The organism is Comamonas kerstersii (assembly GCF_008801935.1).
Lineage (GTDB): Bacteria > Pseudomonadota > Gammaproteobacteria > Burkholderiales > Burkholderiaceae_C > Comamonas > Comamonas kerstersii.
In genome coordinates this window covers 1-23,948 of sequence record NZ_VZOT01000016.1, presented here as the reverse complement: position 1 = coordinate 23,948, position 23,948 = coordinate 1, and the positions used below count along the sequence as shown (strand labels likewise).

The 23,948-nt window shown below is 60.9% G+C and carries 22 protein-coding genes and 1 pseudogene; 18 read left to right on the top strand and 5 right to left on the bottom strand.

Annotated features, from left to right (window positions below; all coding sequences use genetic code 11):
- Positions 1–73 precede the first annotated feature (73 nt).
- Genes F7P80_RS15020 through F7P80_RS15010 form a run of 3 tightly spaced genes read right to left on the bottom strand, consistent with a single transcriptional unit; the run spans position 74 to position 2,999 of the window.
- Positions 74–1,111: a DctP family TRAP transporter solute-binding subunit gene (locus tag F7P80_RS15020; RefSeq protein WP_151045808.1), complete on the bottom strand. Its 1,038-nt coding sequence runs from the start codon at positions 1,109–1,111 to the stop codon at positions 74–76.
- Between the two features lie 44 nt (positions 1,112–1,155).
- Positions 1,156–2,454, bottom strand: coding sequence for a TRAP transporter large permease (locus tag F7P80_RS15015; protein WP_151045806.1), 1,299 nt, complete (start codon positions 2,452–2,454; stop codon positions 1,156–1,158).
- Positions 2,451–2,999 (bottom strand): TRAP transporter small permease, encoded by a 549-nt coding sequence (locus F7P80_RS15010; protein WP_058879646.1) that lies wholly within the window; start codon positions 2,997–2,999, stop codon positions 2,451–2,453. Before F7P80_RS15010 ends, F7P80_RS15015 begins: the two co-directional genes overlap by 4 nt.
- Positions 3,000–3,243: 244 nt before the next feature.
- On the opposite strand from F7P80_RS15010, the gene F7P80_RS15005 reads away from it, so the two are divergent.
- From F7P80_RS15005 to F7P80_RS14985, 5 genes are all read left to right on the top strand, one after another.
- Entirely contained in the window at positions 3,244–4,194 is a 951-nt protein-coding gene (locus F7P80_RS15005) for a LysR substrate-binding domain-containing protein (RefSeq protein WP_054066160.1), read from the top strand.
- A gap of 282 nt (positions 4,195–4,476) precedes the next feature.
- Positions 4,477–5,373, top strand: a complete 897-nt coding sequence (locus F7P80_RS15000; RefSeq protein ID WP_151045804.1) for an amino acid ABC transporter substrate-binding protein — start codon at positions 4,477–4,479, stop codon at positions 5,371–5,373.
- Positions 5,374–5,480: 107 nt separating this feature from the next.
- A complete protein-coding gene (locus tag F7P80_RS14995) occupies positions 5,481–6,236 on the top strand; it encodes an amino acid ABC transporter permease (protein WP_054066162.1) in 756 nt (251 codons plus the stop codon).
- A 3-nt stretch (positions 6,237–6,239) separates the two neighbouring features.
- A complete protein-coding gene (locus tag F7P80_RS14990; RefSeq protein WP_054066163.1) occupies positions 6,240–6,911 on the top strand; it encodes an amino acid ABC transporter permease in 672 nt (223 codons plus the stop codon).
- A 30-nt stretch (positions 6,912–6,941) separates the two neighbouring features.
- Positions 6,942–7,679 carry an amino acid ABC transporter ATP-binding protein gene (locus F7P80_RS14985; protein ID WP_054066164.1) on the top strand — a complete coding sequence of 246 codons (738 nt, stop codon included), beginning with the start codon at positions 6,942–6,944 and terminating at the stop codon, positions 7,677–7,679.
- Between the two features lie 104 nt (positions 7,680–7,783).
- Here F7P80_RS14985 and F7P80_RS14980 read toward each other — a convergent pair whose 3' ends face one another.
- Positions 7,784–8,554, bottom strand: coding sequence for a siderophore-interacting protein (locus tag F7P80_RS14980; protein WP_249041498.1), 771 nt, complete (start codon positions 8,552–8,554; stop codon positions 7,784–7,786).
- A 100-nt stretch (positions 8,555–8,654) separates the two neighbouring features.
- Between F7P80_RS14980 and pyrC the strand changes: the two genes are divergently transcribed.
- From pyrC to F7P80_RS14960, 4 genes are all read left to right on the top strand, one after another.
- Positions 8,655–9,698, top strand: a complete 1,044-nt coding sequence (pyrC, locus tag F7P80_RS14975; protein WP_151045800.1) for a dihydroorotase — start codon at positions 8,655–8,657, stop codon at positions 9,696–9,698.
- Positions 9,699–9,816: 118 nt separating this feature from the next.
- The gene (locus F7P80_RS14970; protein ID WP_151045860.1) at positions 9,817–10,641 is read left to right on the top strand and encodes a DUF3025 domain-containing protein; all 825 of its coding nucleotides are present in this window, start codon (positions 9,817–9,819) and stop codon (positions 10,639–10,641) included.
- A gap of 95 nt (positions 10,642–10,736) precedes the next feature.
- Complete coding sequence (htpX, locus tag F7P80_RS14965; RefSeq protein ID WP_151045798.1) at positions 10,737–11,612, top strand: protease HtpX; 876 nt, start codon at positions 10,737–10,739, stop codon at positions 11,610–11,612.
- Between the two features lie 159 nt (positions 11,613–11,771).
- Positions 11,772–12,335 (top strand): YXWGXW repeat-containing protein, encoded by a 564-nt coding sequence (locus F7P80_RS14960; RefSeq protein WP_151045796.1) that lies wholly within the window; start codon positions 11,772–11,774, stop codon positions 12,333–12,335.
- A 56-nt stretch (positions 12,336–12,391) separates the two neighbouring features.
- Here the strand turns inward: F7P80_RS14960 and F7P80_RS14955 are convergent, their stop codons facing one another.
- On the bottom strand, positions 12,392–13,294 hold the full coding sequence (locus F7P80_RS14955) for a LysR family transcriptional regulator (protein WP_151045794.1): 903 nt from the start codon (positions 13,292–13,294) through the stop codon (positions 12,392–12,394).
- Positions 13,295–13,422: 128 nt separating this feature from the next.
- Between F7P80_RS14955 and F7P80_RS14950 the strand changes: the two genes are divergently transcribed.
- The 9 genes and pseudogenes from F7P80_RS14950 to F7P80_RS14910 form a co-directional block, all read left to right on the top strand.
- Complete coding sequence (locus tag F7P80_RS14950) at positions 13,423–15,543, top strand: 3-hydroxyacyl-CoA dehydrogenase NAD-binding domain-containing protein (RefSeq protein ID WP_151045792.1); 2,121 nt, start codon at positions 13,423–13,425, stop codon at positions 15,541–15,543.
- Positions 15,544–15,738: 195 nt separating this feature from the next.
- Positions 15,739–16,935, top strand: coding sequence for an acetyl-CoA C-acyltransferase (locus tag F7P80_RS14945; RefSeq protein ID WP_151045790.1), 1,197 nt, complete (start codon positions 15,739–15,741; stop codon positions 16,933–16,935).
- Between the two features lie 25 nt (positions 16,936–16,960).
- A complete protein-coding gene (locus F7P80_RS14940; protein WP_151045788.1) occupies positions 16,961–18,157 on the top strand; it encodes an acyl-CoA dehydrogenase family protein in 1,197 nt (398 codons plus the stop codon).
- Positions 18,158–18,182: 25 nt separating this feature from the next.
- On the top strand, positions 18,183–19,319 hold the full coding sequence (locus tag F7P80_RS14935) for an acyl-CoA dehydrogenase family protein (RefSeq protein ID WP_054066172.1): 1,137 nt from the start codon (positions 18,183–18,185) through the stop codon (positions 19,317–19,319).
- 112 nt (positions 19,320–19,431) lie between these two features.
- Positions 19,432–20,238, top strand: coding sequence for an oxepin-CoA hydrolase, alternative type (locus tag F7P80_RS14930; protein ID WP_151045786.1), 807 nt, complete (start codon positions 19,432–19,434; stop codon positions 20,236–20,238).
- Positions 20,239–20,319: 81 nt separating this feature from the next.
- A complete protein-coding gene (locus tag F7P80_RS14925) occupies positions 20,320–21,561 on the top strand; it encodes a CaiB/BaiF CoA transferase family protein (protein ID WP_054066174.1) in 1,242 nt (413 codons plus the stop codon).
- 108 nt (positions 21,562–21,669) lie between these two features.
- Positions 21,670–22,674, top strand: coding sequence for a Bug family tripartite tricarboxylate transporter substrate binding protein (locus tag F7P80_RS14920; RefSeq protein WP_058879639.1), 1,005 nt, complete (start codon positions 21,670–21,672; stop codon positions 22,672–22,674).
- Between the two features lie 24 nt (positions 22,675–22,698).
- Positions 22,699–23,682: a Bug family tripartite tricarboxylate transporter substrate binding protein gene (locus F7P80_RS14915; protein ID WP_058879638.1), complete on the top strand. Its 984-nt coding sequence runs from the start codon at positions 22,699–22,701 to the stop codon at positions 23,680–23,682.
- Between the two features lie 129 nt (positions 23,683–23,811).
- Positions 23,812–23,948, top strand: a pseudogene (locus tag F7P80_RS14910) (electron transfer flavoprotein subunit beta/FixA family protein); the annotation flags it as partial.

The window sequence follows — 23,948 nt, the reverse complement described above, 5'->3', positions numbered from 1 at the left end:
GTAGCAAGCCTTGCAAGCTATAAAAAAAGGGAGCCCGAAGGCTCCCTCCATAGCGCGATTCACCGGCTGGCAGTTACTGCTTGCGCTCGGCAATGGCTTTTTCTGCCATTTCCACCAGGTTGGTGCCAATCTGTGGCTTCCACTTGGCATAGACGCTCTTGGTGGCATCGGCAAAGGCCTTGCGTTGCTCCAGTGTCAGATCGGTCACTTCCACGCCCAGGGCATTCAGATCCTTGATCAGCGGCTTGTCAGCTTCCATGGTGCCCTTGCGGGAGATGGCGATCTGCTCCTTGGCAGCATCCAGTGCAGCCTGCTTGACGATGGCCTGGTCTTCAGGCGTCCAGCTCTTCCACACGTCCTTGTTCACCACAAAGATCAGCGGATCGTTCATGTAGCCCCACAGGGTCAGGTACTTCTGGCCCACGGTGTTGAGCTTGGCGGCCATGTACACGGGGATGGGGTTCTCCTGACCATCCACGGCACCGCTGGCCATGGCAGGCTGGGCGTCTGCCCAGCTCATCTGTGTGGGGTTGGCGCCCAGTGCGGTGAAGGTGTCCAGGAACAGGGGAGAGCCCACGACACGGATCTTCAGGCCCTTGAGGTCTTCAGGCTTGGTGATGGGGCGCTTGGAGTTGGAGATTTCGCGGTAGCCGTTTTCGCCCCATGCCAGTGGCAGCACGCCGGCCTTGTCGATGGTCTTGAAGATTTCTTCACCCGCGGGGCCTTGCACCACGGCGTCCACGGCGGCGTAGTCCGGGAACAGGAAGGGCAGGGAGAACAGGTTCAGGGCCTTGACCTGGGGCGACCAGTTGATGGTCGAGCCCACGGCCATGTCGATCACACCCTGGCGAATGGCGCTGAATTCACGGGTCTGGTCACCCTGCACCAGCGAGGTGCCGGGGTAGAGCTTGATATTGATGCGGCCATCCGTGCGCTCGCGCACCTTGTCGGCCCAGATTTCTGCACCCTTGCCCCATGGAAAGGCCGTGCCCAGCACGACCGACAGGCGGTACTCATCCTTGTACTTGGGCTGTGCATGGGCCGTGGGCAGGCCCAGAGTCAGCAAGGTGGCGGCAGCGGCGGTGGCCGTCAGAAAGCTACGCAGTTTCATGGCTTGTCTCCTTATGAAGCTTGAGTTTTTGTGCGAAAGAAAAATCAATAGCCCAGCCGCTGCGGCAACCACAGCGCAATCTGGGGGAAAACAGCGACCAGCAGCATGGCGACGCACATGGCCAGTACCAGCCAGATCACCCAGCGGGTGGTCTGCTCCATGCGTACGGCAGCAATCTTGCTGGCCACCATCAGGTTCACGGCCATGGGCGGGGTGAACTGGCCAATGGCCACCGTGAGCACCAGCAGCACGCCGAACCAGACCACATCCCACTGGAAGTGCAGCATCAGCGGCGCCAGCAGTGGCACAAAGATCAGCAGGATGGAAATGCCGTCCAGGAACATGCCCAGCACCAGCAGCATCACGATGAGCAGTGCAAGGATGCCGGTTTCGCCCAGGCCCGAGCTCACAATGGCGCGGGTGATCGGGTCAATCACGCCGAGTGTGGACAGCGAAAAGGCGAAGACCCCAGCCAGCGCGACCACCAGCAGGATGACGGCGGACAGCTCACCCGCCTCGCGGAAGATGGCAAACAGATCGCGCAGCTTGATGGTGCGGTGGATCACCATGCCGACGAACAGACCGTAGAACACCGCCACTACGGCGGCTTCGGTCGGAGTAAACCAGCCAGCGCGCATGCCGCCCAGAATCACCACGGGTGCAGCCAGCCCCCAGATGGCTTCACGCAGGCTTTTCCAGAACGGTGGCCGGGGCAGGCTGGCTTCCAGCTGGCCCATCTTGTGGCGGCGCGCCATCCATACGGCGGGAATGATGAGCGCCAGCCCGGCCAGAATCCCGGGGAAAACGCCCGCAGCAAACAGCGCAGGTACGGAAGCACCGGGCACGAGCACGGAGTACACGATGAAGGCCACCGAAGGTGGAATCAGAATGTCCGTCGCGGCAGCGCCTGCCACTACGCTGGCGGAAAAGGGGGCCGGGTAGCCTGCACGTGCCATGGCGGCAATCATCACGCCACCTACGGCAGCTGCCGTGGCGGGGCCAGAGCCAGAGATACCGCCCATGAACATGGCCACGCAGATGGCAACCAGCGGCAGCATGCCGGGGCCGCGGCCCACGATGGCCACCGCAAAGTTCACCAGACGGGCCGCCACGCCAGAGCGATCAAAGATGGAGCCCACCAGCACAAACATGGGAATGGCAAGCAGGGGGTACTTGCCCAGGCCTGCATAGAAGTTCTGTGGCACGGCCAGCAGGCCGAACCACTGCACGTCCATATTGGCCAGTGCGATACAGGCTGCGCCTGCCAGGCCGAGTGCAGCCCCGATGGGCACGCCCAGAAACATCAGCACCAGAAAGGCGACAAACAGCAGGGTCACAATCATGCCTTGTCTCCCTGCTTGTCTTCTGGGGTCACGTCTTCATACGAGCGCTTGCCCTGGCGGATGAACAGGCCGATGGCACGCAGCGTGATGGCCAGCGAGCAAACTGGCAGCCAGATGGAGTACCACCACTGCGGCACGCCGATACCGGGCGAGGTTTCTTCATAGCGCCATTCATCCCAGACCAGGCGGGTGCTGAGCACAGCGATGATGGCAAAAAGCAGAGCAGTACAGGCAGAGCCCAGACGCGCCAGCGCCTTTTTTCGGGCTGCAGAACCACTGCTGGTGAAAAACTCGATGCGGATGTGCTGGTCGCGTGCGACAGCGGCACTGCCTGCGACCAGGGCCAGCACAATCATCAGAAAGATGGAGATTTCCTCGGTCCAGGCGAACGAGGCATCTGTGAAGTAGCGCACCAGCACATTGGCAAAGGTAATCAGGGCCAGCAGGGCCATGATGATGACGGTGAGCCAGTCTTCAATACGCAGAGAACGTGGCTCGGCAGAGCCTTCGGCCTTGGCGGCCGGGCTGGGATGGTGGTCAGACATGTCGCGGAATCGGAAACAAGAGCTAGGCAAATGACCGAACGTGCCCCTGCACTGCAGCAGGCAACTGGGGGTGGCCCAGCGTTCGATATCGATTCCGGACTGGTCCGTGTTGTGCACGTCAGCCGGATGCGGGGCGCAGGCAAGGGTGGCCAGCACGCCGTGCCACATTATTGGTGGATTTATTCATATTGACTATGTGCAAGTTCACCTGCCGTCAGATTGCGGCAAGGCGATAATCGCGGTTATGGAAACCAAATGGCTTGAAGACTTTGTCAGTCTGGCTGAAACGCGCAGCTTCAGCCGATCCGCCCAGCTGCGACATGTGACCCAACCGGCGTTCTCGCGCCGGATACAGGCCTTGGAGGCATGGGCCGGGACTGATCTGGTCGACCGCAGCTCCTATCCCACGCGTCTCACCCCCGCAGGCAAGACCATGTATGAGCAGGCGCTGGAGATGCTGCAGGCATTGCAAAGCACCCGCTCCATGCTGCGTGCCCATGCCAGTAGTGACAAGGGCATGGTGGGCTTTGCTGTGCCCCATACCCTGGCCTTCACATTTTTCCCTGCCTGGGTGTCGCAGGTGCAGGAGCAGTTCGGGCCGTTCAAAAGCCGTCTGATTGCCCTGAATGTGCACGACGCCGTGATGCGCCTGGTCGAGGGCGGCTGCGACTTTCTGATTGCCTATCACCACAGCTCCCAGCCTCTGCAGCTGGACCCTGCGCGCTACGAAATGGTGCGTCTGGGCGAAGAGCTGCTGGCGCCTTACGCCAAGCCGGATGCCGATGGCAATCCTCTGTTTACCTTGCCCGGCACGGCAACGCAGTCCCTGCCCTTCCTGGCCTATGGTCCCGGAGCCTATCTGGGCCGCCTGACGGAGCTGCTGCTCAAGGAAGCGGACATGCCCGTGCATCTGGAGCGTGTCTATGAAACCGATATGGCTGAAGGTCTGAAGGCCATGGCCATTGAAGGCCATGGTGTGGCCTTCCTGCCTTTTAGTGCCGTACGCAATGAACTGGCAAGCGGGCGTCTGGTCAGTGCCGTGCCCGCTGGTTCGAGCAAATTCCAGCTGCCCATGGATGTGCTGGCTTACCGTGAAAAGCCAACCAGCAAGGACAACCACAAGTCCGTAGGCCAAGCCCTGTGGAGCTTTCTGCAGCATCAGGCGGTGCAGCAGGAGAAAAAGAAGGCAGACTGACCACCATTGCAATCAGACTGTGAAAAAAAGCGACTTTCTTCAGGAAGTCGCTTTTTTATGGTCTCCACGCAATATGCGATTTCAGGGTTTTCACTAAAGAAACTTGTGTTTCTGGCACAGATATAGCTTTTACGATGGTAGTCATTCCACTTGGCGATGCTGAGGCTGGAATTTGACGTGTCGCTTGCATGACAATAGTTTCTCGTTATGCGTAGCAGGCATGACTCTATGCATTCGTATACAAGCATGCATGTTCACCAAGTTTGATCAGAGGAGCACTCTATGAAGAAACATTTGCTGGCGGTAGCGGTGATGGCTTTGGCGGCAGGTAGTGCAATGGCGCAGGCCAATGACACGCTGTCCAAGATCAATTCGTCGGGCAGCATCACGCTGGGGGTACGCGAGTCTTCGGGCGCGCTGGCCTATACCCTGGGTGATGGCAAGTACGTGGGCTTCCACACCGAAATGGCCGAGAACATTGTTTCTGATCTGGAAAAGAAGCTGGGCAAGAAGATTGACAAGAAATACCAGCCTGTGACCTCGCAGAACCGTATTCCTCTGGTGGTCAACGGTACGGTGGACATCGAGTGCGGCTCGACCACCAATGACATGAACCGTCAGAAGGACGTGGACTTTGCCAACACCACCTATATCGAGCAGGTGCGCATTGCCACCCGCAAGGACTCTGGTATCAAGGATGTCAAGGACCTGAACGGCAAGACCGTGGCCACCACCACAGGCACCACATCGGTGCAGCTGCTGCGCCAGAACAAGCGTGCCGAAGGTATTGAATTCAAGAACGTAATGGGCAAGGACCATGCCGACAGCTTCCTGCTGCTGGAAACCGGCCGTGCGGACGCCTTCGTGATGGATGGTTCCATCCTGGCGGGCAATATCTCCAAGTCCAAGAACGCGGGTGACTTCGTGATCGTGGGTGAAGCACTGTCTACCGAGCCCATCGCCTGCATGGTGCGCAAGAACGATCCTGAGTTCCTGAAGGCCGTGAACGAATCCATCGCCCGCCAGGTCAAGGACGGCACGCTGGAAAAGCTGTGGGACAAGTGGTTCATGCAGCCTATCCCTCCTGCCAATGTGGCCGTGGGTCTGCCCCTGTCTGACGCTACGCGTGAGGCATGGAACAACCCCAACAACAAGCCCAAGGAAGCCTACAACAACTGATCCATCAGTGAAAAACGCCCCGCCTGCCGGAACGCGGAGCGGGGCGTTTTTGCTTCCGGGCCAGCTGCACCGCTGGTCCATTGCAGGTTTAAGTGGAAGGAAATCCTATGAATTGGGATTGGCAGGTGTTCTGTGAGGACACCATCGATCGTGAAGTGCGCGGCAGCTGCTTCGGCTCTGACGGCGACATCACCTATCTGGACTGGATGCTGTCGGCCTGGGGCTGGACCGTGTCTGTGTCTTTGCTGGCTTTGGCGCTGGCCCTGGCTGCTGGCCTGGTGATCGGTACCTTGCGTACTCTGGAAAACCGCCCCTGGACGGTGCGTTTTGGCAATGCGTGGGTGGAGCTGTTTCGCAATATCCCGCTGCTGGTGCAAATTTTTATCTGGTACCACGTGGTGCCAGCCATCTTCCCTGCCATGAAGTCGGTTTCCGGCTTCATCCTTGTGGTGCTGGCGCTGGGCTTTTTCACTTCGGCGCGTATTGCAGAGCAGGTGCGCTCCGGCATTCAGGCGCTGCCCCGCGGTCAGCGCTATGCCGGTCTGGCCATGGGCTTTACCACCTGGCAGACCTACCGCTATGTGCTGCTGCCCAATGCGCTGCGCATCATCATTCCGCCGCTGACCAGCGAGACCATGAATATCTTCAAGAACTCGTCCGTGGCGTTTGCGGTGTCGGTGACAGAGCTGACGCTGTTTGCCATGCAGGCGCAGGAAGAAACCGGCCGTGGCATTGAGGTCTACATGGCGGTGACGGGGCTGTATGTGATTTCGGCCTTCGCCATCAACCGCATCATGGCTTTCATTGAAAAACGTACCCGCGTGCCGGGCTTGTCTGCAGCCTCTGCGGCAGGAGGGCACTAAGCCATGAATCTCGCACTTGATTGGTCTTTTTATAACTGGGAGCTGATCAGCCAGTTCGTGCTCAAGGGCTTTTACTTCAGCGTGATGCTGACGGTGATTGCCACGCTGGGTGGTGTCTTCTTTGGCACGCTGCTGGCGCTGATGCGCCTGTCTGGCAAGGCCTGGCTGGTGCTGCCTGCGACGATCTACGTCAACGGCATGCGCTCCATTCCCCTGGTGATGGTGATCCTGTGGTTCTTCCTGCTGATGCCCATGATCATCGGCAAGCCCATTGGCGCAGACCTGTCGGCCATCATCACCTTCATCGCGTTTGAGGCGGCGTACTTCTCCGAGATCATGCGCGCGGGCATTCAGTCGATTCCGCGTGGCCAGGTCTATGCCGGTCAGGCGCTGGGCATGAGCTACAGCCAGAACATGCGTCTGGTGGTGCTGCCACAGGCCTTCCGCAACATGCTGCCCGTGCTGCTGACACAGACCATCATTCTGTTTCAGGACACCTCGCTGGTGTATGCCATTGGCGCCTACGACATGCTCAAGGGCTTTGAAGTGGCGGGCAAGAACTTTGGTCGCCCCATGGAAGCCTATCTGGCCGCGGCAGCTGCCTACTTTGTGATCTGCTACAGCCTGTCGTATCTGGTCAAACGTCTGCACAAGAAGATTGCCATCATCCGCTGATGCGTGGTCTGAAGGATTGAGGATTTATTCATGATTGAACTCAAGAACGTCTCTAAGTGGTACGGCAGCTTTCAGGTGCTGAACGACTGCTCCACCAGCATCCAAAAGGGTGAAGTGGTGGTGGTGTGCGGCCCTTCGGGCTCGGGCAAGTCCACACTGATCAAGACCATCAACGCGCTGGAGCCCATCCAGAAGGGGGAGATCTGGGTCAATGGCATTGCCGTGCATGAGCCCAAGACCAATCTGCCTCAGCTGCGCTCCAAGGTCGGCATGGTGTTTCAGCACTTTGAACTGTTTCCCCACCTGACCGTGACCGAGAACCTGACCATTGCCCAGGTCAAGGTGCTGGGCCGCAGCATGGACGACGCCAAGCAGCGCGGCCTGAAGATGCTGGACCGTGTGGGCCTGATGGCGCATAAGGATAAGTTCCCCGGTCAGCTCTCGGGCGGTCAGCAGCAGCGCGTGGCGATTGCGCGTGCCCTGTCCATGGACCCCATGGTCATGCTGTTTGACGAACCCACTTCAGCGCTCGACCCCGAAATGGTGGGTGAAGTGCTGGACGTGATGGTGGGCCTGGCCAACGAAGGCATGACCATGATGTGCGTGACGCACGAAATGGGCTTTGCCCGCAAGGTGGCCAGCCGCGTGATCTTCATGGACGTGGGCGGAAAGATTCTGGAGGACTGCTCCAAGGACGAGTTCTTTGGCAATCCCGAAGCCCGCCAGCCCCGTACCAAGGACTTTCTGGGCAAGATCCTGCAGCACTGAGTCAGCAGGCATCACCCCACAAAAAAGCCGCTGGTTTCAGCGGCTTTTTTTATGCCCAAACTGCCTTCAGCGCCCATGCATCAAGCGCTGGAAGCTATGGTTTTTTATGCCTGATCGGCCAGTTCTGCGTGGTGTGCAGATTCGCCCTGTTTCCAGTAGGCGGCAATGCGCATGCGCTTGGGCGATGCACCCTTGGCCACAGCAATCTTGCGCAGTGCTGCCATCTCGCTGTGCTCGCCTGCGGCCCAGACAAAGCCTTCGCCTTCTGGCCACTCCAGTGCCTGGGCGGCATCGGTGAGCGCATCTACCCACTGCAGATCAACCTGTGCTTCCGAGGTCAGAGTGCGGCGGTCGGCGGCAGGCACGGCCAGGCGCACGGTCACGCGTGCCGTGTCAGGCAGTTCGGCCAGCGCGCGTTCTACGGCAGGCATGCCGCTGGCATCGGCCAGCATCCAGTACCAGTCAAAGTCCTTGCGAATCACCATGGAGCCGCGTGGGCCAGCCACGCCTACCCAGGATCCCATGGGGGCCGTGCGTGCCCATTCGGTGGCGGGGCCGTGCTCGTGCAGGGCAAAGTCCACGGTCAGGGTGTTGGTGGTCCAGCGCAGCGGTGTGTAGTCGCGCATGGTGGGGCGGGGGCCGTCGATCAAGGGTTTGCCATCCACCATCTGGGGCAGCAGGGGCTTTTCCAGCCCATCTTGCGGCAGGATGAGCTTGAAATGGTCATCAAAGCCGTCGCTGCAGAAGTCGCGCAGCTCGCCGACCAGCGTCAGGCGCAGAAAACCGGGGCTGATCTGTTCGCGCGAGAGCAGCTGCAGATGGCGGGCCTTGAAGGGGTGGCGCACGCGCTCAAAGGCGGGTGCTGTCTTTGTCATTTCCTGTGTCATAACTTTTCTTCTTTTCAATTGAGAGCGTTTCTCATTATGCACGCCATGTGTTGCGTGGCGCGCAGGCAGTCAATGTGACAATAGGGCTATGACTTCCCCCATGACCCTGACCATTACCCGCCCCGATGACTGGCACCTGCACGTGCGTGATGGCGATGCCATGCGCTGCGTGGTGCCCCACAGCGCACGCCAGATGGGCCGTGCCATCATCATGCCCAACCTCAAGCCACCGGTCACCACGGCCGAGATGGCGGCCGCTTACCGCGAGCGCATCCTGTCGGCCGCGCCAGCAGGCAGCAAGTTCCAGCCTTTGATGACGCTGTACCTGACCGATAACCTCACCCCTGAGGAAATCGTGCGCGCCAAGGCCGCAGGCGTGGTGGCCTGCAAGCTCTACCCCGCAGGTGCTACCACCAACTCCGACCACGGCGTGACCGATCTGCGCAAGATCTACCCCACGCTGGAAGCCATGCAGCGCGAAGGCCTGGTGCTGCTGGTGCACGGTGAAGTGACCGACCAGAGCATTGACCTGTTCGACCGCGAAGCTGTGTTCATCGAGCAGCAGCTCAAGCCACTGCGCAAAGACTTCCCAGAACTCAAGATTGTCATGGAGCACGTGACGACCAAGGAAGCGGCCGAATACGTGGCTGCGGCCGATGACTTTCTGGCTGCCACCATCACGCCCCAGCACCTGCTGTTCAACCGCAATGCCATCTTCCTGGGTGGCGTGCGCCCGCACTTTTACTGCCTGCCGGTTCTGAAGCGCGAAACCCACCGTCTGGCCTTGGTGCAGGCTGCGACCAGCGGCAGCAAGAAGTTCTTCCTGGGCACGGATAGCGCACCGCATGCAGCCCATCTGAAGGAAGCTGCCACCGGCTGCGCAGGCTGCTACAGCGCCCATGCTGCCATCGAGATGTATGCCGAGGTGTTCGACAACGCCGGCGCGCTGGACAAGCTGGAAGCCTTTGCGTCCTTCAACGGTGCAGATTTCTACGGCCTGCCCCGCAATACCGACACCATCACCTTGGTCAAGGAAAGCTGGACACCGCCTGCGAGCTTTGCATACGGCGAAGGTGCCATCCTCAAGCCACTGCGCTTTGGTGAAGCCCTGCCCTGGAAGATGGTGGATTAAAACTGATAGCTGCTTGCGCTTGCTAATCAAGCATTTGCAATAGTTTTATAGTCCAAAGCCTTGAAGGAGCTGCGCTGGCAGCTCCTTTTTTATGAATGAAGCACGTATCGCATCTGTCATGGACACCATCAACCCCTTTGCACCGCATGCGTGGGTGTCCAGCATCGACTGGTCCCGCCCCTGGCTGGCCAGCGTGGCGCGCATTGGCCAGCCCATGGTGGCGCAGATTGCGCAGGGGCTGCCTGTGCATGCGGCGCTGAACCAGTATCTGCCTGCTGCGCTGCAGGAGGCTGGTCTGCGCTTTGTGCCGCAGGAGGCACTGCCGGACGGTGTGGCGTATGAAACCTTTATCCGCGAGCAGCGCTGCGTGCCTACGCGGGACCATTTGCACGACGTTTTCAACGGGCTGATCTGGCTGCACTGGCCACAGCTCAAGCTCCATCTGAACCAGCTGCAGGCACAGGCCATTGCGCGCGATGGTGTGGGCCAGCGCCGGGGGCCGCTGCGCGATGCCATCACCGTGCTGGACGAAAACGGCGCCATCTGGCTGGCACCGCAGCCGCTGGTGGAGGCTTTGCGTGCGCGCCAGTGGCAGCGCCTGATGGTGGAGCTGCGCCCGCTGTGGGCGCAAAGCTGCCTGTGGCCGGTGGGCCATGCCCTGCTGGAAAAACTGGTGCAGCCACGCAAGCCGATGACCGCCCATGTGCTGTGCCTGCCGTGGACGCCAGACACAGCTGCCGCCCTGCAGGCGTCTGGCGATGCGGTCAGTAGCGCGCTGGATGCACACATGGCACGCGACATGCTTGTCTGTGCCGATGTGCTGGCCACCAAGCCCTTCAGCCCTTTGCCCGTACTGGGTGTGCCGGGGTGGTGGGCACAGAACGAGGAACTTTCCTTTTATGATGATCCTCTAGTGTTTCGCGCAGCGCGCCCCACAACATGACGCTAACCAGCGGGCGCTGCTTGAAATGGGGCGCCATTGCCCATACATCCATACACAGTCATTTGTTTTCCCCTCTTTGAGGAGAATCACACCCCATGAAACGTATTGCACTTTTTCTGTTGACCAACATTGCCGTCGTGGCCGTGCTGGGTATTACGGCCAGCCTGCTGGGCGTCAACCGTTTTCTGACCGCCAACGGCCTGAATCTGGGCGCACTGCTGGGCTTTGCCTTCATCATGGGTTTTGGTGGCGCCATCATTTCGCTGCTGATCTCCAAGCCCATGGCCAAGTGGACCAGTGGCGTGCATGTGATCACACAGCCGCGCAACGCTGATGAAGCCTGGATTCTGGACACCGTGCGCAAGTTCGCCGACAAGGCCGGCATTGGCATGCCTGAAGTGGGTATCTACGAAGGCGAACCCAATGCCTTTGCGACTGGCGCTTTCAAGAACAACGCCCTGGTGGCGGTGTCTACCGGCTTGCTGCAAGGCATGACGCGTGAAGAAGTCGAGGCCGTGATTGGCCACGAAGTGGCACACATTGCCAATGGCGACATGGTGACCATGACGCTGATTCAGGGCGTGATGAACACCTTTGTGGTGTTCCTGTCGCGCATCATCGGCTACGCCGTGGACAGCTTCCTGCGCAAGGGCGACAGCGAAAACTCCGGCCCCGGCATTGGCTACTACGTGACCACCATCGTCATGGACATTCTGCTGGGCTTTGTGGCTGCCATCATCGTGGCCTGGTTCTCGCGCCAGCGCGAATTCCGCGCCGACGCAGGCGCTGCGCAGCTGATGGGCCGCAAGCAGCCCATGGTCAACGCCCTGGCACGTCTGGGTGGCATGGTGCCCGGTGAGCTGCCCAAGACGGTGGCAGCCATGGGTATTACCGGCCATGTCGGCAAGCTGTTCTCTACCCACCCTCCGATTGAAGAGCGTATTGCAGCCCTGCAAAGCAGCCAGTATTGATAGAGGCATGAAGCCCTGAGGGCTTCATCCGCTGTCACAACTTGCATCCCATCTTTACGCAGGCTTTACCGCCGTGACGCCAACCCCGGTCAGCATCTGACCGGGGTTTTTCGTTATGTACAGGTACGGGCTGCCCCAGCCCATGAACAAGGAGCCACCATGCCACAGTCGATTGCCTTGCCTAACAGCCGCTGGATGCGCTGCGCTGCCGTGGTGGCCTGCCTGGGTGGCGCGGCCTTGCTCAGCGGCTGTGTGGTGCCACCGGTAGACAGTAGCTACAGCAGCACGACCGTCTACACCACCTATGGCTACCCACCACCGCCGCGTGTGGATTACCGCTACCGCGCGCCTTCTCCCCGGCATGTCTGGCAGGCAGGGGGCTGGTTCTGGACGGGCAGCCGCTATGACTGGCGACCTGGGTACTGGATGCCGCCGGGCCATCGCCCCGCACCACCTCCGCCACCACCACACCGCCCGCATATACAGCCGCCACGACCGCATCAGGCCATGCCTGCGCCGCAGCCACGCCCGCCGATGCTGCGCCCGGACAGCAGGCCACGTCCCCCACAGATGCGGCCGCATGAAAGACCTGCACCGCAGCAACATGCTCGCCCCAGCCAGCCTCGGCCCGAGCATGCACGGCCCAGTCCGCAGCGCCGTGATGAGGGGCGGGAGCACAGGCCATCGCGGCGTGACCGTGATGATGCACGCCAACGTTCCTGACAGCGGATGTCTGAACGCAGCGTACTGAGCCCGCCTGGTGCGGGCTTTTTGCTGTTTTAGTGGCTGGGCGGCGTTTCACCACGCGCTCTGGCCAGCAGAAAGTCAATGCAGGTGCGCACCGCCTTGGTCTGGTGGCGGTTGGGCAGATACAGCAGATACATTTGCGTGCCAAAAATGCTCAGGCGGTATTCGCTCAAGGTGGTCAGCACCTCGCCGCTGGCAATCTGGTCCTTGACCACATAGTCCGGCACCAGCCCGACGCCCAGCCCCGCCAGAATGCCTTCGCGCAGAAACGGAAAGTGCTCGGAGCTGAGCGTGGGCTCCAGCATCACTTCCTGGCGCTCCAGCCCCTGATAGGCCGAAAGCCGCAGCTGGCGGCCAATCACGCCCGAGGTAATCAAGGGGCTGGCACGCAGCTCCAGTAGCGTCTGGGGCAGGCCGTGCTGTGCGGCATAGCTTCTGGAGGCGCAGGCCACATAGCGCACATCGCCCAGCGCACGCGCCACCACGGACAGCGGGGGCTCCGGCATCACCCGGATCGCAATATCGACCTCATCGCGCAGGTTGTCGGCACGGTTTTCAAACAGTACGTCCAGCACGATGCCAGGGTACAGCTGCTTGAACTCGATCAGCCACGGGCTCATCACCATCTGCCCATAGCCGCTGGGCACGCTGATACCTACGCGCCCGCGCAGTTCCTGCCCCAGGCTGGTGATGGTCTCGCGTGCAGCCAGCATTTCGTTGTGGATGTTGCGGCCATGTTCGTACAGGCGCAGCCCCACCTCGGTGGGCTCTACACGCCGGGTGGTGCGCTTGACCAGCTGCACGCCCACCTGCTTTTCCAGCTGGGCCAGGTGGTAGCTCACGTTGGCGCGCGTCATCTTGAGCTTGCGTGCCGCCTGGCTGAGGTTGCCGCTGTCAATGATTTCCACCAGCAAGGTCAGCGATTGCAGGTCCATCTAGGGTTTTCCCTTGCTATTGTTCAAAGTTATTTGACGCTCTGTCAACTTATGCAGCGATTGTAAAGAACCATTGTCGTAGTAAAAACGGCTTTTCCCCGTACAACGCATATCCGGAGACCTGTGTAATGAGTTCTGCGAGCACCGCATCCGTAGTTCAGACCCGCCTCGATGGCGAGGTTTTGGTGGTCACTGTCAACAATCCACCCGTGAACGCTTTGGGCCAGGCCGTACGTGCTGGCCTGCTGGCTGCGGTGGAACAAGCTGCGGCGGATGCTGCCGTCAAGGCCATGCTGATCGTGGGCGAAGGCAAGGCCTTTATCGCCGGTGCGGACATCCGTGAATTTGGCAAGCCTGCCATGCCTCCTTCGCTGCCCGAGGTGTGCAACGCCATTGAAGCCAGCGGCAAGCTGGTCGTGGCTGCCATCCATGGCGCGGCACTGGGCGGTGGCCTGGAGATTGCCCTGTCGGCCCACTACCGCCTGGCCCTGCCCAAGGCGCAGCTGGGTCTGCCCGAAGTGAACCTGGGCCTGCTGCCTGGCGCCGGTGGTACGCAGCGTGCCCCCCGCGTGATGGGTGTGAGGGCCGCGACCGAGCTGATGCTCAGCGGCAAGCACCTGAACGCCAAGGCGGCAGCGGCAGCTGGCCTGGTCGACAAGCTGGTCGAGGGTGACGACGCCCTGGCCGCTGGCCTGGCCTACACCCGTGAACTGCTGGCAGCCGGTGGCGCCGTGCGCCGCACCCGTGACATCGAGATCGCTGACAAGATGGCTGCACTGGCCGATCTGGAAGCGCTGGCCATCGAGACGGCCAAGAAGGCGCGTGGCCTGTTCTCGCCCATGAAGATCATTGAATGCGCCAAGGCGGCGGTGGAGCTGCCCTTTGAGCAGGGTCTGGCCAAGGAGCGCGAGCTGTTCCTGCAGTGCCTGGAAAGCCCTCAGCGCCAGGGCCTGATTCACGCCTTCTTTGCCGAGCGTGAAGTCAGCAAGATTCCCGAGGCCAAGGCCGCAGCTCCCCGTGCGTTTGCCAAGCTGGCCATCATTGGTGGCGGCACCATGGGCGCAGGCATCACGGTGGCGGCGCTGGATGCAGGCTTCCCCGTGATCATGATTGAGCGTGATGCCGAGTCCATCGCCCGTGGTCAGGCCAATGTGGAAAAGGTCTACAACGGCCTGATCGCCAAGGGCCGTATGACTGAAGAAGGTAAGGCCGCCATCATGGCGCGCTACACCCCTTCGACCAGCTATGACGACCTCAAGGACGTGGACCTGGTGATCGAAGCCGTGTTCGAAGACCTGGACGTGAAAAAAGCCGTGTTCAAGGAACTGGACCGTGTGTGCAAGCCCGGTAGCGTGCTGGCGACCAACACCTCCTACCTGGACATTGATGCGATTGCTGCTTCCACCAGCCGCCCACAGGACGTGATTGGTCTGCACTTCTTCAGCCCCGCCAACATCATGAAGCTGCTGGAGATCGTGGTGCCCGCCAAGGTGTCTGCAGACGTGGTGGCTACCGCGTTTGAGCTGGCCAAGAAGCTCAAGAAAGTGCCCGTGCGTGCCGGTGTGTGCGATGGCTTTATCGGCAACCGCATTCTGGCGGTGTACAAGCAGGCGGCTGACTACATCATGGAAGATGGTGCTTCGCCCTACGAAATCGACGAAGCCGTGCGCGCCTTTGGCTACCCCATGGGCCCCTTCCAGGTGACGGACCTGGCCGGTGGTGACATTGGCTGGGCCACGCGCAAGCGCCGTGCTGCGACCCGTGACCCCAAGGCACGCTACGTTCACGTTGCCGACCGCATCTGCGAGCGTGGCTGGTTTGGCCAGAAGACCGGCCGTGGCTTTTATCTGTACCCACAGGGTGCACGTGTGGGCCAGCCTGACCCCGAAGTGCTGGCCATTGTGGACGAAGAGCGTGCCAAGAAGGGTGTGACACCCCGCAAGTTCACGCCGGAAGAAATCATCCGCCGCTACATGGCTTCCATGGTCAACGAAGGTGCCAAGGTCGTGGAAGAGGGCATTGCCCTGCGTCCGCTGGACGTGGATGTGACCTTTATCTCCGGCTACGGCTTCCCCCGCTGGCGTGGTGGCCCGCTGAAGTGGGCCGACATGCAGGGTCTGGACAAGATCCTGGCGGACATCAAGGAATTCGAGAAGGAAGACCCGCTGTTCTGGAAGCCTGCTGCGCTGCTGGAAAAGCTGGTGGCCGAAGGCAAGAACTTCGATTCGCTGAACAAGGCTGCGGCCTGAGGCATGTGACCAGGAGGAAGGGGCACCAAGCCCCATCAGGGAGCGTGGTGAGAGAGCGCAAAGACGCTCCTTGCCATATTCATAAAAAACGTAGCTGCCAGCGCTTGATTGACAAGCTTTTCAGATAGAAAACTATTTGAAAACAAGTATTGGAAAGCGCTGGCAGCTATCAAAAACAGTAACGAGACACATACCATGCGTGAAGCCGTCATTGTTTCCACCGCACGCACACCGCTGACCAAGTCGCACCGTGGCGAGTTCAACATCACGCCAGCCGCACAGCTGGCCGCGTTTTCCGTCAAGGCGGCCGTGGAGCGCTCGGGTGTAGACCCCGAGATGATCGAGGACCTGATCCTCGGCTGCGGCAACCCCGATGGCTTTCAGGGCCGCAACCTGGGCCGCCAGACCGTCATCCGTGCCGAGTTGCCGCTGAGCATTGCGGGCACGACCATCACGCGCTACTGCGCTTCGGGGCTGCAGTCGATTGCCATTGCTGCAGGCCGCGTGGTGGCTGAAGGGGTGGACGCCATGATTGCCGGTGGTGTGGAAAGCATTTCCGGCATCCGCCCTGGCAACAATTTGCCCACCGACATGGACCCCTGGCTGGTCGAGCACAAGCCAGAACTCTTCATGGCCATGATCGACACCGCCGATGTGGTGGCCAAGCGCTACAACATCTCGCGTGAAGACCAGGATGCTTTCTCGCTGCTGAGCCAGCAGCGCACCGCCACAGCACAGGCTGCCGGTCTGTTTGATAACGAAATCATTGCCTGCGCCACCAAGATGGCGGAGAAGAACAAGGAAACCGGCGAAGTCACCTACCGTGACGTTGTCGCCACCAAGGACAACTGCAACCGCGCCAGCACCACGCTGGAAGGCCTGGCCAAGCTCGAACCCGTGAAGGGCCTCGGCAACTTCATCACCGCCGGTAATGCCTCGCAGCTGTCCGATGGCTCCAGCGCCTGCGTGGTGGTGGAGGCCAAGGTGGCCGAGCGTCTGGGCCTGAAGCCCCTGGGCGCCTTCCGTGGCTTTGCCGTCGCTGGTTGCGAGCCTGACGAAATGGGCATCGGCCCTGTGTTTGCCGTGCCCAAGCTGCTGGCGCGCCACGGCCTCACGGTGGATGACATCGATCTGTGGGAGCTGAACGAAGCCTTTGCCTCCCAGGCGCTGTACTGCCAGCGCCAGCTGGGCATCCCCATGGAACGCCTGAACGTCAACGGCGGCGCGATCTCCATCGGCCACCCTTTTGGCATGACGGGCGCGCGTCTGGCCGGTCACATCCTGCTCGAAGGCCAGCGCCGCAAGGCCCAGGGCCAGAAGGTGAAGTACGGCGTCGTCACCATGTGCATCGCTGGTGGCATGGGCGCAGCAGGCCTGTTTGAAATTTTCTGATCTGGTTTTTCCCCGAGGAATAGCAATGGATTTGCAATTTACCCCCCAAGAACAAGCCTTCCGCGCGGAAGTGCAGGCCTTTCTGAAAGAAAAGCTCAGCCCCGAGCTGGCGCACAAGGTCCAGAGCGGCCAGATCCTGGGCAAGCAGGACCTGCAGGGCTGGCACGATGTGCTCAACGAGCGCGGCTGGCTGGCCAACCACTGGCCCAAGGAATACGGTGGCCCAGGCTGGGGTGCGGTCGAAAAGTTCATCTTTGAAACCGAGTGCGCGCTGGCTGGTGCCCCCCGCCTGGTGCCCTTTGGCGTGAACATGCTGGGCCCCGTCCTGATCAAGTACGGCAATGAGCAGCAGAAGAGCTACTGGCTGCCCCGCATCCTGAATGGCGCTGACTGGTGGTGCCAGGGCTATTCCGAGCCCGGCTCCGGCTCCGACCTGGCCTCCGTGAAGACCACGGCCGTGCGCGATGGCGACCACTACATCGTCAATGGCCAGAAGACCTGGACCACGCTGGGCCAGCACGCCAACATGATCTTCTGCCTGGTGCGCACCAACAAGGAAGTCAAGGCACAGGCCGGTATCAGCTTCCTGCTGATCGACATGAACACCCCCGGTGTGGAAGTGCGCCCCATCATCACGCTGGATGGCGAGCACGAAGTCAACGAAGTGTTCTTCACCGATGTGAAGGTGCCTGTGGAAAACCTGGTGGGCGAAGAGAACAAGGGCTGGACCTACGCCAAGTACCTGCTGACCTACGAGCGCACCAATATCGCGGGCGTGGGCTTCTCCATGGCTTCGCTGGAAAAGCTCAAGCTGGCTGCCAGCCGCACGCTCTACAACGGCAAGCCTCTGATTCAGGACCCGCTGTTCGCTGCCCGTCTGGCCAAGGTCGAGATCGATCTGGAAAACATGAAGACCACCAATCTGCGCGTGATCGCCGCCGTGGCGGGTGGCGGTGTGCCCGGTGCAGAAAGCTCCATGCTCAAGATCAAGGGCACGGAAATCCGCCAGGAAATTCTGTCGCTGATCCGCCGCGTCATGGGCCCCTATGCCGTGCCGTTTGAAGAAGCTGCCATGCACGGCACCAATACGGAGCCTACCGTGGGCCCCGAGGAAGCATTCTCGGCCGCTGCGGCCTACTTCAACTACCGCAAGCTGTCGATCTTCGGCGGCTCGAATGAAATTCAAAAGAACATCATCTCCAAGATGATCCTGGGCCTCTGATTCAGGCGAGAGAAGGAACAAGACCATGAACTTCGAACATACCGAAGACCGCCGCATGCTGGCGGACACCTTGAACCGCTTTGTCTCTGAGCAATACGGCATCGAGCATCGCAACAAGCTGGCCTATGGCGAAGAAGGCCACAGCCCCGAGCTGTATGCCCAGTTTGCCGAACTGGGCGCCATTGGCGCGCTGTTCAAGGAAGAAGACGGCGGCTTTGGCGGCGCAGGCTTTGACATCAGCGTGGTGTTTGAAGCCCTGGGTCGTGGCTTGGTGGCCGAGCCCCTGCTGGGCGCACTGGTGGTGGGCCAGGCCCTGATCGCTGCGGGTACCGAGTCGCAAAAGCAAAAGCTGGAAGACATCATCGCGGGTGGCGTGATTGCAGCGCTGGCGCACGACGAGCCCGGCAGCCACTATGAGCTGAACAATGTTTCCACCACCGCAGCCAAGTCGGCCAGCGGCTGGGTACTCAACGGCGCCAAGGGCGTGGTGGCATTTGGTGCCAAGGCGGATCTGCTGCTGGTGTCTGCCCGCACATCGGGCAGCCAATACGACCAGGATGGCATCAGCCTGTTCCTGGTGGATGGCAGCGCGGCTGGCATCACCAAGCGCAGCATGCAGCGCTTTGAAGGCGGTCGTGTGGCAGAGCTGAAGTTGGACAACGTGCAGCTGAGCGCTGACGCGCTGCTGGGTGCTGAAGGCAAGGGCTACGAAGTGCTGGAGCGCATCAGCGGCTATGCCGTGCTGGCACTGGCTGCGGAATCCGTCGGTGCCATGGATGTGGCCAAGCAGCACACGCTGGAGTACCTGCAGACCCGCAAGCAGTTTGGCGTGGCCATCGGCACCTTCCAGGCATTGCAGCACCGCATGGCGGATGTGCTGCTGGAAGTGGAGCAGGCACGCTCTGCCGTGATCAATGCGGCAGACGCCATCGACAACGCCGAAGGTGCAGCCAAGGCCAAGGCGCTGGCTGCTGCCAAGTACACCGTGGGCTATGTGGGCACCAAGGTGGCACAGGAAAGCATCCAGATGCATGGTGGCATTGGCATGACCTGGGAGCTGCCACTGGCGCACTACGCCAAGCGTCTGGTCATGATCGACCACCAGTTCGGTGACGAAGACCACCATCTGGCGCGCTTTATTGCGCTGAACCAGGCAGCGTAAGCACTGCCTCGCCAGACAGCTGGTGCTGTCTGGTACGTGTAGCCCCTGCCTGCCGTGCAGGGGCTGCTGCCCGCTGGCAGCAAGGCCAGCGTTGCATATCCGGAGACATGCTGTGAATACCCCCCTGTTGATCCGCCGTGAGGCAGAGGTGCTCATCCTCTCCAACAACAACGTTGCTGCACGCAATGCCCTGTCGCCCGAGTTCTATGCAGCCGTGACGACGGCACTGGTGCAGGCGGCAGAGGACAGCAGCATTGGCGCCGTCATCCTCACGGGTGAGGGGGGCCACTTTTGCGCAGGCGGTGATCTGCGCCAGCTGGCCAAGCGCCGGGAACTGCCTGTGCAGGAGCGCCGCGAAAAGCTCGAGGGCCTGCACCACCTGATCCGCGCTGTGCGCGACTGCCCCAAGCCCGTGATTGCCGCGGTCGAAGGCGCAGCCGCAGGTGCGGGGCTGTCGCTGGCGCTGGCCTGCGACATGCTGGTGGCGGCCAAGAACAGCGTGTTCTCGGTGGCCTATGTGAAGGTCGGCCTCACGCCCGATGGTGGTGCAACGGCCTTTCTTTCGGAATTCGTGTCACGCCAGGTGCTGACCGAGCTGTGCCTGACCGGCGAGCGCATCAGCGGCGAGCGCATGGCCCAGCTGGGTGTGGTGAACCGGCTGGCAGAGCCCGGGCAGGCCATCGTGCATGCACTGGCGCTGGCGCAGCAAGTCGCTCAGGGACCGGAGCTGGCCATGTCGCGCATCAAGCACCTGTGCCGTGAAGCACCACGCAACACGCTGGAGCAGCAGCTGGAGCTGGAAGCGCAGTACATGGTGCAGTCGCAGGAGAGCGCAGAGTCTCGCGAAGGCATTGCCGCTTTTCTGGAAAAACGCAGCCCGCAGTTTCGCCAGCCTGCATCTGTGCCGCTGACAGAGTAGGGCTGGCATGACCAACACATTGCGCATCACGGCGGAGACAGGTGTGATGCGTGTAACCCAAGGCTCAGGGAGACGAGAACAATGACACAGACAACACTGCCTGAAGGCATGGACTTTCCCTTGGAGGGAGTGCGCGTACTGGACCTCTCGCGTGTGTTTGCAGGCCCTTTGTGTGGCCAGGTACTGGCTGACTTTGGTGCAGAGGTGATCAAGGTCGAGCACCCGCTGCGCGGAGATGACACCCGCGACTGGGGCATGCGCATTGGCAAGACCGAAACCACCTACTACAACAGCATGAACCGCAACAAGCGGTCCATCACGCTGGATCTGCAAAGCGCCGAAGGTGTGCAGATCATCTATGAGCTGTTGCCGCAGTTTGATGTGGTGATTCACAACTTCAAGCACGGCGGTGCGGACAAGCTCGGCCTGGGCTACGAAAAGCTCAAGTCCATCAAGCCGGACCTGATCTACTGCAGCATTGCGGGCTACAACAGCGACACGCCCGAGGCACACCGCCCGGGCTATGACCTGGTCATCCAGGCTGAAGCGGGTCTGATGGCTATCAATGGTGAAGAGGGCACACCGCCGCTGAAGTTTGGCGTGGCCGTGGTTGATCTGATGACCGGCATGTACGCCGCACAGGCCGTGCTGGCGGCGCTCTACCGCAAGAGCCGCACAGGGCGCGGTCGCCAGATTGAGCTGGCACTGTACGACTGCGGCCTGACCATCAATGGCTACTACGCGCTGGACGCCATGCTGCTGGGCCACGACACACAGCGCTATGGCAATGCACACCCTTCCATCGTGCCCTATGGCCTGTTTGATGCGGCCGATGGCCCGCTCATCATCGGCGTGGGCAATAACCGCCAGTACGAGGCCTTCTGTCGCCATGTGATTGAGCGCCCCGACCTGTTTGAAGACCCACGCTACGCCACCAATGTGGAACGTGCCCGGAACCGCCACGAAATCCTGCCGCTGCTCAAGCAGGTCATCGCCAGCCACCCACGTCAGCAGTTGCTCGAACGCATGCGTGCCGTAGGCATCCCTTGCGGTGAAGTTGCGGGCCTGCATGAAGCCCTGACCAGTGAGCGCACACGACAGGCTGGCATGTTCCACCAGATGCCGCACCCCGTGGTCGGCCAGACCTGGGTGTTTGCGCCGCCCTATCGTCTGGACGGTCAGCGCCTGCCCATCCGCAATGCACCGCCCACGCTGGGTGACTCCACGCGTGCTGTGCTGCAGGAACTGCTGTCCATGAGCGATGAACAGCTGCAGTCCCTGAAGGACAAAGGCGTGCTCACACTGCCTGAGCAGCAGGGCTGATTTTTCTGGCCGGGTCTGTGCATGACTGCTCCCAAAGAGGGCAGCGTGTTCAGGGAGGAGGCCCGGCTGCTTTCTATATCCACACCGCAATTTCTGGGAGACAACCACATGGATAGCACACACACCACAACACGCCGCCACATCCTGGCAGCAGCGGCTGCGGCAGCAGGTACCAGCCTGATCGGCTTGCCTGCCTGGGCCCAGGCCAACTATCCCAGCAAGCCCATCCGCTTTGTCGTGCCCTTTAACCCCGGTGGTGCGACCGACATCGTCGCGCGCGTGCTGGCAGAAGCCATGTCCAGGCAGCTGGGCCAGCCCATCATTGTGGAAAACAAGGCCGGTGCATCGGCCATGCTGGGCACGGACCAGGTCGCCAAGTCGGCGCCCGATGGTTACAACGTGGTGGTGTCGCTGAGCACTTCGCTGCTCATCAACCAGTTTCTGTACTCCAAGATGGCCTACAACCCCCAGAAGGACTTGCTGATGCTGTCGGAGATTGCCTCCGCCCCCGTCACACTGGTGGTCCATCCTTCTGTGCCTGCCAACAACATGCAGGAGCTGCGGGCCTGGGTGAAGGCCAACAAGGGCAAGGTGTCGTACGGCAGCTGGGGTGTGGGCTCCTACGCCCACCTGGGTGGTGCCTATATGAGCAAGACCATGGATGCCGACATGAGCCATGTGGCCTACCGTGGCGAGGCGCCCATGATTCAGGAACTCATTGGCGGTCAGCTGCAGCTGTGCTTCTCCAGCGCACAGAACACCAAGCCTTTTATTGAAACTGGCCGCCTCAAGGCCATTGGCGTAACAGGCAAGCAGCGCATGTCTGTGCTGCCTGATCTGCCCACCATCTACGAGCAGGGCGTGACCGATGATGCCTACACCATCGCCGGTTTTGTCGGCATGGCGCTGCCTGCTGGTACGCCCAAAGAGGTTGTGGATGCGCTGTATGCAGCGCTCCAGCAAGCCTCGCAGGACCCCAAGGTGCAGGAGCGCCTGGACGGAGCAGGCTTTCTGCCCGTGTTCAGCACCCCGGAGGCCTTTGCCCAGTCCTATGCCGAGGCAGCCCCCATCTGGAAGCAGCTGATTGAAGTGGCTGAGGCCAAGGTCGACTAAACAACAACGAACGGAGACAGAATCATGCGTTTGACAAACATCACCCGCCGCACCCTGCTGGCAGCCGCTGCCACCCTGGTGGCCGGATCGGCCTGGGCGCAGGCCGCATGGCCCAGCAAGCCCATTACCCTGATTGTTCCTTTCCCTCCCGGAGGGCCCACCGACGTGGTCTCGCGCATCGTGGGCAAGGAGCTGGCAGACCGCCTGGGTCAACCTGTGATTGTGGAAAACAAGGCTGGTGCTTCGGGATCGATTGCTGCACAGCAGGTCAAGCGTGCAGCCCCTGATGGGCACACCCTGATGATGCTGGCCACTCCCACACTGTTTGCACCGCTGTTTTTCAGAAACGCCGGCTATGAGGTCACCAAGGACTTCACACCCATCTCCATGGTCTATGACCTGCCGATTGCCATGGTGGTCAATCCCGAGAAGCTGCCTGGCGTGACTACGCTGCCGCAGCTGATTGAAACTGCACGCGCCAAAAAGGGCGAGCTGAACTACACCACCTCTGGTGCTGGCAGCTTCGGCCACATGAGCATGGAGCTGCTCAAGGAGATGGGCCAGTTCGATATGCAGCACGTGGCCTACCGTGGCGGCGTGCCCGCCATCACCGACACCATTGGTGGCCAGGTGCCCATCATGTATGCCGACCTGGTCGCGGCCCTGCCGCATATCAAGTCCGGCAAGCTTGTCGCGATTGCCGTGGGCTCGCCCGAGCGTGTCTCGGTCATCCCTGAAGTCAAGACCATTGCCGAGCAGGGTATTGATGGCTTCTCAGCCGTATCGCTGGGCGCATTGCTGGGCCCCAAGGGCATGGATCCTGCAGTGGTCGAGCGCCTGAACCAGGAAGTTCAGGACATCCTGGCGCAGCCCGATGTGCAGCAGCGCATTCTGGGCGCTGGAGCGATTGCCAAATTCATGCCAGCGGCAGAACTGCAGCGCAGTCTGGAAGCGGACTACACCAAGTGGTCCAAGGTGGTGAAGGACAAGGGCATGGTGGCGGAGTAAGTCGTTTTGCTCATATCACCTCGCTATTTGTGAAGTCACAATTTCAAATTATTGAATTCATAGCTGCTGGCGCTTGATGTATAAGCGTTAGCGACCGTTTTAACCAACAATTTCTGAAAGAGCAAAACCATGAAGGTATTGGTCCCAGTCAAGCGCGTGGTGGACTACAACGTCAAAGTCCGCGTGAAGTCCGACGGCACAGGCGTGGACATCGCCAACGTCAAGATGAGCATGAACCCCTTTGACGAGATTGCCGTCGAAGAAGC